This is a genomic window from Comamonas sp. HJ-2 (genome assembly GCF_053615495.1).
Genome location: NZ_JBSIFD010000041.1, coordinates 19,529 through 28,730 on the forward strand (window position 1 = coordinate 19,529; position 9,202 = coordinate 28,730).

Consider the following 9,202-nt stretch of genomic DNA (forward strand, 5'->3'; position numbering starts at 1 on the left):
GAACGCCCTGCTGTGACTGAGTTTGAAGTGAGCCACCTGCAGCTTGGTGCGCACACCTGCGAGCACTGCCCAGTCCTCGCTCCAATCGAATTGGAACGCCTCGCCGGGGCCGAAGGCCAAAGGCACAAAGGTGCCGCGGCCGGTGGTCTGCTGGGCCACCAGGCGTTGTTCTTGCCAGAGGCGGACAAAGGCCGCGACCCGGTTGTAGGAGCCGGTATAGCCCAGCGCCTGCAGATCGGCGTATATCTGCTTGACGGTACGCCGCTGCTTGCGGGATCGGCCAGCTTCCGTCTTGAGCCATCCCAAGAGCTTCGATGCGAAGGGATCGAGCTTGGAAGGGCTGACCCGCTTGGCATAGTGCGGCTCGGCCTCGCCTGCGCGCAGGTACTTGCGGATGGTGTTGCGCGAGAGGCCCGTGCGGCGGGCGATCTCTCGGATGGACAGCTGCTCTCGCAGGGCCCAGCGCCTGATGACACTCAGTGTTGCCACGTCTATCACTCCTGGTCTCCTGCTGCTCAACAAAGCAGCAGGTTAGGGTTAGTACGTGGGTCAGATTTAGATGGAAATCCTGGGGGTTAGTGGGTCACTTCTGCGTGGAAATCAACACCGTTGACCTGTATAGGCTTCTGATGCGACCTGCATTCAGGCAAAACGCTTGACACAAGCCATTTTTTATCGACTGATATAAAATAACGGGAGTCCGCTGCGATCCCCGCCGCGACTGCCTTGCTCGAAGGGAGATCCAAGTGGCCGTTATTGATCTTGATCGACAACTGCAAGAATTGCGAAAGGAGTTCGCCCGCACCGCTCCAGCCGGCCGGGTCGCGCTCTATGAGTCCAGGATCGAGGAACTGCGATCGACCTTTGCGAGGCACGCTGCGCTGAAGGAGGGAGACAGGGCCCCCGACTTTTCGTTGCCGGACGCCCAAGGCGGCACGGTGTCGCTGTCCGCTGCTCTCAAGCAAGGTCCTGTGGTGGTGACCTTCTATCGAGGTGGCTGGTGTCCGTACTGCAACCTCCAACTGCGGTCCTACCAGGCCTTGCTGCCCGAGTTGGCATCCTTTGGCGCAAGCATGCTGGCCATCTCACCTCAGCTTCCGGACGCATCACTGTCAACCGCGGAGCGCGAGGCGTTGACGTTTAACGTCCTGAGCGATCTGGGCAATGACGTGGCTCGCCAATTCGGGCTGGTCTATCCATTGCCGCAGGAACTGCGCGATGCCTTGAGTTCCAGCAACAAGGCGCTGCCGAGCATAAATGGGGACGCCAGTTGGGAGCTGCCCGTTCCCGCCACCTATGTGATCACGCCGAACCAGAGGATCTCGCTGGCTTTCATCGAGGTCGATTACCGGCAGCGATTGGCCCCGCAGCGACTTCTTGCGGCGCTGCAAGAGCAGGCGGTTACGTGACGCAGGCCGTCGACTTGGTGCAAGAAGCGGTAGTCGGACCGGCTGCCGCGTCGTGGCCTCAGAGATCATCCCGGAACGTCTTGCGCGGATTCTGCTGGGCCGGGCTCAGCGTCACGATCTTTGCGGGCTGGTTCGTCGTGACGCGCTTCAGTGTCACGCGCGAACTTCGCCTGTGGGATGTGACCGCGCTGCGGTTCGGCATCGGTGCCGTCATTCTTCTTCCAGTGCTGTTGCGGGGAAAGAGACGCCTATCAGCCAAGGAATGGCGTGAGGGGCTGGTCTATGCCTGCCTTTGGGGGTTGCCCTTCGTCCTGGCGGTCGCGCTCGGCCTGCAGCTCACGTCGGCCGGCCGCGCGGCAGCGATAGCGCCGACCCTGATGCCGGTATTCGCCGGCGCCTTCGCGTGGATTTTCCTGAAAGAGAAACAGGGCCGCGCGCGCTGGTGTGGCTACCTCGCCATCATCATCGGACTGGTGTTCATGGTTGCAGGCGGTGTTTCCGCTCACGGTGGCATGAACCCGATGGGCCTCATCGCCCTGATGACTGCCGCTGCCATGTGGGCCGTCTACACGCTGCTTTTTCGGCGCAGCGCCCTGACACCTGTGCAGGCCGCAGCCCTGATCTGCTTCTGGTCGGCCATCCTCTTCCTGCCGATCTATATTTTTGGCGGGCTCAGTCGCCTCGCCATGGCCTCACCCAGCGAGATCGGCTTGCAGGCCGTCTATCAGGGCGTCCTGATGAGCGGCGTTGCGATCGTTTCCTTCAATCGCTCTGTCGCGCTTCTGGGCCCATCTGCGGCCACAGCCATCATCGCCCTGATTCCGGTCGTTGCTTCGCTGGCCGCCATTCCCGTACTTGGAGAGCTGCCGTCTGGTGGAGAGTGCGTTGCACTTGCCGTCGTTGTTGGCGGCGTGCTCTTGGCAGCACGTCCTGCCCGTAAAGCAGCGAAGCCATCGATTTCCGCAACCACGAGGCATACACCATGATCCGGTTCTACTTTCATCCGACCCCCAACCCCGCAAAGATCGCGCTCTTTCTGGAGGAGACCGGTCTGGCCTACGAAGCCTTGCCGGTCGACACAAGCAAGGGCGAGCAGCATGCGCCCGCCTTTCGTGCGATCAATCCGAACGGCAAGGTACCGGCCATCGTCGATACCGAGGGGCCGGGCGGCAACGAAGTCAGGGTCTTCGACTCGACCGCCATCCTGATCTATCTGGCGGAAAAGACCGGCCAGCTTCTGGGCACGTCCGAGGATCGGCCGGAGTTGCTGTCCTGGCTGCTCTTCATCGCCTCGGGATTGGGGCCGTTCTCCGGGCAGGCGGTGCACTTCCAGTTCGCCGCGCCCGAGGGCTTGGACTACGCGGCCAATCGTTACCGCCGCGAGGCGGAGCGGCACTATCAGGTTCTCAACGATCACCTGTCCGGACGCGAGTTCATCGTCGGCAGCGGTTTCACGATCGCCGACATCTCCGCCTGGGGCTGGCTCGATCGCGCTTCCCGCGTGCGCAAGGGCGCCGAGGATCCTCTGGGGCCCTTTCCCGAACTGAAGCGGTGGTTCGCAGGCGTGGATGCGCGTCCGGCGGTCGCTCGCGCCCGGGCGCTCGCCAAGAGCCATGCGTTCAAGGCGATCAACGACGAGGAGACCAAGCGTGCGCTCTTCCCGTCGAACTATCCCCCTGCATCGGCGCAAGGAGTTTGAAATGGAACTGAAGAACAAGCGGGTCCTCGTCACGGGCGGATCGAGCGGGATCGGCCTCGCGCTGGCCCATGCGCTGATCGCGCGAGGCGCCAGGGTGGTCATCACCGGAAGGCGCAGAAGCGTCCTGGACGATGCACTGCGCAGCCTTGACTCGGCGACGGGCGTCTGCGCTGACGTGGGAAGTCCCGAGGGACGCGCGGCCACGCTGGACCAGGCGATACAGACGCTGGGCGGACTCGACATCCTCGTCAACAACGCCGGCGGCGTGCGGGCTGGCCGGCTGGAGAACACCACGGAAGCCGATATCGAGCAGATGGTGATCGTCGACTTGCTCGCGCCAGTCTTGTTGACCCGCGCGGCGCTCCCCGCTCTGCGGGCCAGCGGAGATGCCATGGTGGTGAATGTCGCCTCCGGCATTGCCCTGGTCGGCGCACCCTTCTATGCAACGTATGCCGCGGTGAAAGCAGGTCTGGCTCGCTTTGGCGAGGCGCTCAGGCGCGAGCTCAAGGGCGAAGGCATTCATGTGTTGACGGCCTATCCTGGAGGCACGGACACGCCGATGATGAAGTCGAATCGCGCTGGTCCCGAACTGGGGTTTTCGCGCGAGCCTGCTTCTGCGGTGGCCGATGCCATCGTCGCCGGGATCGAGGCGAACGCTTTCGAGGTCATCCGGGGCGGGGAGGCGAGAGCCCAGATGATTGCGCTCAACCGTAACGATCCGGTAGCGGTCGATGCGAGATTCCTGACGCTCAAGAGCGCGCTGGAAGAGGCGGTCAAGGACCACAGCGCATTGTGACGACGCGGCATCAAGCACCGCATCCACTCACGAAGCCAACCACGAACCGATCCAGGAACGATCATGGCGCGCCCCAGAGAGTTTGACGAAGCAGTGGCCCTCGATGCCGCGATTCAATGCTTCTGGTCGAGGGGCTACGAAGCCACCTCGGTGCGGGACCTGGCCGACGCGATGGGTATCGCCGGCCCCAGTCTGTACAACACGTTTGGCGACAAACGCACGCTGTACCGGCAGGCGCTCGAACACTATGTCGAGCGAGGCTTTTGCGATCGGGTCCGGCGCTTCGAGTCCCAGTTGGCACCTCGTGCGGCCATCGGTGCGTTCTTCGATGAGATCATCGAATTGTCGCTGGCCGACGACCAGCGCAAGGGATGCCTGATCGTGAACTCGGCACTGGAGCTGGCACCTCACGACGCGGAGTTTCAGGCTGCACTGGCCGCTGTCTTGCGCGACATGGAGGCCTTCTTCTACCGTTGCGTCAAGGCCGGCCAAGATGCCGGCGCGATCAACATCACGTTGCCGGCCGATGATCTCGCCCGGATGCTGCTCGGCTTGCTAATGGGGCTGCGCGTCCTCGCGCGATCGCGGCCAGAACCGGAATTGCTGCGTGGGCTTGTCCGGCCCGCATTGGCGCTGCTCGATGGCGCCGGCACATCTCAACGACGGAGTCGCAAATGATCGACCTCTACTATTGGCCCACGCCCAATGGCCACAAGGTCACGATGTTTCTGGAGGAGGCTGGCCTCGAATACCGCATTCATCCTGTCGACATCAGTGCGGGCGACCAGTTCAAGCCTGAGTTCCTCGCGTTCTCGCCGAACAACCGGATGCCTGCGATCATCGACATGCAGCCGGTCGACGGCGGGGAGCCCGTGACCGTCTTTGAATCGGGCGCCATCCTGGTCTATCTTGCGGAGAAAACGGGTCGCTTCATGCCGACCGACCTGCGTGAGCGCAAGGCGGTGCTGGAATGGCTCTTCTGGCAGGTCGGTGGACTCGGCCCCATGGCCGGTCAGAACCATCACTTTGGCATCTATGCGCCCGAGAAGATCCCCTATGCCATCACGCGCTACGTCAACGAGACCAATCGCCTGTACGGTGTGCTCGACCGACGCCTGGCCGTGCAGGAATATCTCGCAGGTGAAACCTATTCGATCGCGGACATGGCGACCTACCCCTGGGTGGTGCCGTGGAAGCGCCAGCAGCAGGAACTCGACGAGTTCCCCAGTCTGCGGCGGTGGTTTGATGCGATTCGCAATCGTCCCGCGACGATCAGGGCCTATGCGCGCGGCGAGCCTTTCGCATCGCGTCCTGCGGTGACGGAGGAGGGCAAGAAGCTTCTGTTCGGTCAAACTGCCGCAGGCCCGCAGGCGCGCTGATACGTTTATGGTGCACACACCAGCGATTACTCAAAGTCAAAGCAATCACGCGACGTGGGCGTGCGCCAGCTGCTGCAGGGAGCTCGGGAATTCGTGGAGATCTTTCGAGGCGCGGGCATGATATCGCTATGACCATCGAACCGTGGGCGGACGCCCAGCTATCTGAAGATATTCCTCGGCTTGCTCAGGGCGGTGAGAGCGAGACTGTGGAATTCAAGCGAGAGCTGCCAAAGCAGGTGCGGGATCTTGCCAAGGAAATCGCGGCTTTCGCTTCCAGCAGCGGGGGCCGACTCCTTCTTGGAGTGGCAGACGACGGCTCGATTCCAGGAGTCGAAAATGCACATGACCCAGCGGTTCGAGATGATCTCGGCAGAAGGATCGTGGGCGTTTGCCAGATCATCGATCCCCCCGTCCGCCCGCAGATCGGCTGGACATCGGCAAATGGGCTCGGCGTTCTCGTCATCACTGTCGAGAAGGGTTCAGAGCCTCTGTACTACGTGGATTCGCGCGCGTACATCCGGCACGGCACGGTCTACCGACCGGCGACGGCCTCAGAGGTTCGCGCTGCCTTGACAGCTTCCATGCCCGGGGAGGCCGCAGAAGGACCCAAGAATCATCCGGAGCTGTCTGCGCTGGCCGACGTGCTCGCCAACGTGCGACGCTGGAGCGATACGGACTCCGAGATGCGAAGCCTGAAACCCTGGATTGAAGATTGGTCGGCAGATGCGGAGGTCTATGCGTCAAAGCTGCGCGACCTGTCCGTCTCCGACTGGGCCATTGAGAGCCACGTCAATGAACGGTTGGAAGCCACAGCTGAGAAGCTCGATGAAGTCGCACAGTTCCGGCACTACCTCGGCGAAGGGGAAAACTTCAACGACGTGTGCAACTCCGCAGGCTTCGCTGCTGCGGAGTTGATGCGCGATCTGGTCGATCCTATCGAGGTCAGCGATGAGACACAGCGAAAAGTCCTGGAGGCGATTGCCAAACTTGCCCGCAAGTTGACCCAAATGTGGGACCGTGCCAACAAAGAGATCTTCGATGGGCGTGTCGAGAAAGCCCAGCAGGAAACCTATGGCATCGGCCAGCAAATCGCCACTTGGACCTATTTCAGGCTGTCTGTTGTGCCGGAAAGCACGCTGGCCGATCTGCGCCGAATCGGTCTTAGCCTGCTCCAACTGGTGTCCATGAGGGTCTACATGGATGGCGGCGCTTCACTACAGCGCATCGTCGATGATGCTCAGACTCTTGTGAAAGAGCTGAATGCGAACGTCGAGAGTTTCCTGCAGTTCGATCGCTGAGTACTGTGTGCGCCGCCGTTTGCCCTTGGGCGGCTGCGGGCCACGGCTGCCAGAGGCGTGCTCGCTCCAGCGGTACGGTGACCGTGCGCGCACTCAGCGTCTATGCGCTGGCGCGCGCCTCAGGTCGCCGGGAAGCACAATCCCCAGGCTCCCATGCAACTCCTGACATGGATGCGGTCCGTAGCTACCCGGAACCCGAATACCCTCTAAACCCGCGTCAGATATGGGTTTGCGTCCGTCCGATGCAAATCGAAAGTCCTTGACAGCGGACATTTTTTAGGATGTCGCGCTCCTCGGTCAGACGCTTGATCTCGGCCTTCAGTCGCCGGACCTCCGCCGAGTCCTTCGCCGTCGGCAGCAGTGCCGCCTCCGCGCCGTCGGCATTGGCAGCGCTCTTCGCCTTGCGCAGCCACTCGTACAGGCTGTGGGTGGAGACCCCGAGCCGCTGGGCCACATCGGCCACCCGGAAGCCACGTTCGGTTACCTGCTTGACCGCTTCGGCCTTGAACTCATCCGTGTACTGCCTGTTGCTCATAAACACCTCTGTCGTTGCCATGAATTATGGCTCCTAGGTGTCTACGAAAGGCTGGCCGGTCCAGACCTCCGTTTTGTACAAGCCGTTGATAGTTTCAGCCAGGGCGTTGTCATAGGAGTCGCCGGTGCTGCCCACCGAAGGCATCAGGCCAGCTTCCTCCAAGCGCTCTGTGTAGCGAATGGACACGTACTGACTCCCCCTGTCGGAGTGATGAATCAGCTTTTCATCGCTTGAAGGATGCCGTGCGTAGAGAGCTTGCTCCAATGCATCCACAACAAAGTCAGTGCGCATGTGGCTGCTGACTCGCCAACCCACAATCCGGCGGGCATAGGCATCAATCACAAAGGCCGCAAACATCTGACCTTGCCATGTCGATACATAGGTAAAGTCTGCAACCCAAAGCTGGTTGGGGTCTCCTCGTTTTCAGTGCAATAAGTGACGGTACGCAAAGCTAGCACTGGCGCGGGGGTGGTCTGGGTAGACCGTTGATTTCATTGACTTTCCTGTTCGCTTTGTAAACGGGTATGGTGGCCTCCCACTTTTGAGGTTCACGATGCAGGGTTGGCACACAACGTTTTTGGGGATGCGTGGGCTCCCCCGCGATATCAGCGACTTCGAGATGAAGGCATTTTTCACCTTCGATGGTGCCGAGCGCGACGCAATCAATGCACGCCGAGGTGATTCCCACAAGCTTGGTCTGGCGCTCCATATTGGTTTCCTGCGCATGAGTGGGCGTTTGCTCGGTGCCTTTCGGGTAATTCCAGTAGCCTTGTGGCGCCACCTTGGCAACGAGCTTGGCATTGCAGCACCAGAAGTCGCCTCGCTGAGAGCCATGTATGAACGCGGGCGCACGCTATTCGATCACCAACAAGTAGCCTGCACGGTCCTTGGATTCCAGTGGATGAGCGAGCACCAGCGCCGCTCACTGGTACGTGAACTGCGCGACGAAGTGGCGCGCTGCGCCGACCGCGATCAGCTACTCGTGCGGGCGCGTCAATGGCTGTACAAGAACAAGCTGGTGATCGTGCACGAGCGGGCAATTCGGACACTGATTGCGGCGGCACTTGCCCAGCTTGAAGTTGAAACAGGCACCGCCATCGCCGCCAGCGTTGATCCAGCAACACTTGATCGCTGGCGAGCCTCAGTTTCAGAGCTGCGCCCAGATGGACAAACCCAGCAGAGTTGGCTATGGGCTGCACCGGCGAAACACTCAACCCGCCAAATCAGCGAGGTACTGGAGCGCATCGACCTGCTTTACACGCTGGACGTTCATAAGCACCTGGCAGACATCCCCGATCTCATCTTGCGCCGCTACGCGCGCCGACTTGTCTCCAGGCCGCCCTCAGCCGGAGCCAAGATCAAAGAGCCAGCGCGCACCGTGGAGGTCGCATGCTTTCTTCGGTATTGCCTGTTCACCACCACAGACCAGTTGATCCTTATGGTGCAGCGCCGGATCGCCGATCTGTGGCGTCAGGCTGCCGCCGATGTCCCCGCTACCGTCAATTGGGCCGCAATGTACAAAACGCTGCTCGGCGAACTTGTTGCCTTGAGCGCGCAAGGTGCGGTGCCAGATGCTGAGTTGCGTGCCCGTCTTGAAGCCTTGATCACCGAAACCCAGAAACGCAAACCACCGAGCAGGGCCTCCCTGGTCCGCGAGGGATTGATTGATGGAATTCGCCCCGTGCGGTCGTTGCTCGTCGCCATTGCAAAGCTGCCCTGGCAGGCCACCGGCGAGCATCCTGCCATCGAGTACCTTGCCAAGCTGCAAGCTTTATATCTCAAAGGATCCAGAAAGCTGCCAGTTGAAGTGGTGGCACCAAGTCTGGGAATGATCTGGCAGGTTTCGATCTCCAGCCCAGACCGGGAACGGGCGTTTCAGGCGTTGGAGGTGGCCACCCTGTTTGCCCTGCGCCGCGCGGTGCGCAATGGCTCGGTCTGGATTGAGCACAGCCTGAGCTTTCGGGGTCGTGCGCGCTTGTTCTTCACGGACGAGCGTTGGCAGGCAGAGTCCAAGAAACACTATGCCCGTCTATCGTTACCCAGCAAGGCTGCCACTTTCTTGAAGCCTTTGCTGGCCAGAGTAACT

General features: G+C 61.3%; 7 protein-coding genes and 4 pseudogenes. 8 read left to right on the forward strand and 3 right to left on the reverse strand.

Translation table 11 applies throughout. From position 1 onward, the window contains the following. A pseudogene (locus ACWGXF_RS22980) lies at window positions 1-498 on the reverse strand (IS21 family transposase); the annotation flags it as partial. Between the two features lie 248 nt (window positions 499-746). Between ACWGXF_RS22980 and ACWGXF_RS22985 the strand changes: the two are divergent. The 7 genes from ACWGXF_RS22985 to ACWGXF_RS23015 all read left to right on the forward strand — a co-directional run bounded on the left by ACWGXF_RS22985 (window position 747) and on the right by ACWGXF_RS23015 (window position 6,581). Next, window positions 747-1,409 (forward strand): peroxiredoxin-like family protein, encoded by a 663-nt coding sequence (locus tag ACWGXF_RS22985; protein ID WP_013521175.1) that lies wholly within the window; start codon window positions 747-749, stop codon window positions 1,407-1,409. Then, window positions 1,406-2,395 carry a DMT family transporter gene (locus ACWGXF_RS22990; protein WP_013521174.1) on the forward strand — a complete coding sequence of 330 codons (990 nt, stop codon included), beginning with the start codon at window positions 1,406-1,408 and terminating at the stop codon, window positions 2,393-2,395. The genes ACWGXF_RS22985 and ACWGXF_RS22990 overlap by 4 nt, the downstream gene beginning before the upstream one ends. Next, entirely contained in the window at window positions 2,392-3,108 is a 717-nt protein-coding gene (locus tag ACWGXF_RS22995; protein WP_013521173.1) for a glutathione S-transferase family protein, read from the forward strand. Before ACWGXF_RS22990 ends, ACWGXF_RS22995 begins: the two co-directional genes overlap by 4 nt. A gap of 1 nt (window position 3,109) precedes the next feature. Further along, window positions 3,110-3,904: an SDR family NAD(P)-dependent oxidoreductase gene (locus ACWGXF_RS23000; RefSeq protein ID WP_013521172.1), complete on the forward strand. Its 795-nt coding sequence runs from the start codon at window positions 3,110-3,112 to the stop codon at window positions 3,902-3,904. Window positions 3,905-3,967: 63 nt separating this feature from the next. After that, the gene (locus ACWGXF_RS23005) at window positions 3,968-4,582 is read left to right on the forward strand and encodes a TetR/AcrR family transcriptional regulator (RefSeq protein WP_013521171.1); all 615 of its coding nucleotides are present in this window, start codon (window positions 3,968-3,970) and stop codon (window positions 4,580-4,582) included. Then, window positions 4,579-5,283, forward strand: coding sequence for a glutathione binding-like protein (locus tag ACWGXF_RS23010; RefSeq protein ID WP_013521170.1), 705 nt, complete (start codon window positions 4,579-4,581; stop codon window positions 5,281-5,283). The genes ACWGXF_RS23005 and ACWGXF_RS23010 overlap by 4 nt, the downstream gene beginning before the upstream one ends. A 128-nt stretch (window positions 5,284-5,411) precedes the next feature. Continuing rightward, window positions 5,412-6,581, forward strand: coding sequence for an AlbA family DNA-binding domain-containing protein (locus tag ACWGXF_RS23015; RefSeq protein WP_013521169.1), 1,170 nt, complete (start codon window positions 5,412-5,414; stop codon window positions 6,579-6,581). 265 nt (window positions 6,582-6,846) lie between these two features. Here the strand turns inward: ACWGXF_RS23015 and ACWGXF_RS23020 are convergent. Together ACWGXF_RS23020 and ACWGXF_RS23025 are read right to left on the reverse strand one after the other, a co-directional pair. Next, window positions 6,847-7,116, reverse strand: a pseudogene (locus ACWGXF_RS23020) (transposase); the annotation flags it as partial. A 63-nt stretch (window positions 7,117-7,179) separates the two neighbouring features. Next, window positions 7,180-7,527, reverse strand: a pseudogene (locus ACWGXF_RS23025) (DDE-type integrase/transposase/recombinase); the annotation flags it as partial. A gap of 142 nt (window positions 7,528-7,669) precedes the next feature. Between ACWGXF_RS23025 and ACWGXF_RS23030 the strand changes: the two are divergent. Then, a pseudogene (locus tag ACWGXF_RS23030) lies at window positions 7,670-9,202 on the forward strand (Tn3-like element IS1071 family transposase); the annotation flags it as partial.

Bases quoted from the DNA above. Each gene is read 5' to 3' on its own strand.
- ACWGXF_RS22995 (WP_013521173.1), top strand. From the start codon at position 2,392: ATGATCCGGTTCTACTTTCATCCGACCCCCAACCCCGCAAAGATCGCG.
- ACWGXF_RS23000 (WP_013521172.1), top strand. From the start codon at position 3,110: ATGGAACTGAAGAACAAGCGGGTCCTCGTCACGGGCGGATCGAGCGGG.
- ACWGXF_RS23005 (WP_013521171.1), top strand. From the start codon at position 3,968: ATGGCGCGCCCCAGAGAGTTTGACGAAGCAGTGGCCCTCGATGCCGCG.
- ACWGXF_RS23010 (WP_013521170.1), top strand. From the start codon at position 4,579: ATGATCGACCTCTACTATTGGCCCACGCCCAATGGCCACAAGGTCACG.
- ACWGXF_RS23015 (WP_013521169.1), top strand. From the start codon at position 5,412: ATGACCATCGAACCGTGGGCGGACGCCCAGCTATCTGAAGATATTCCT.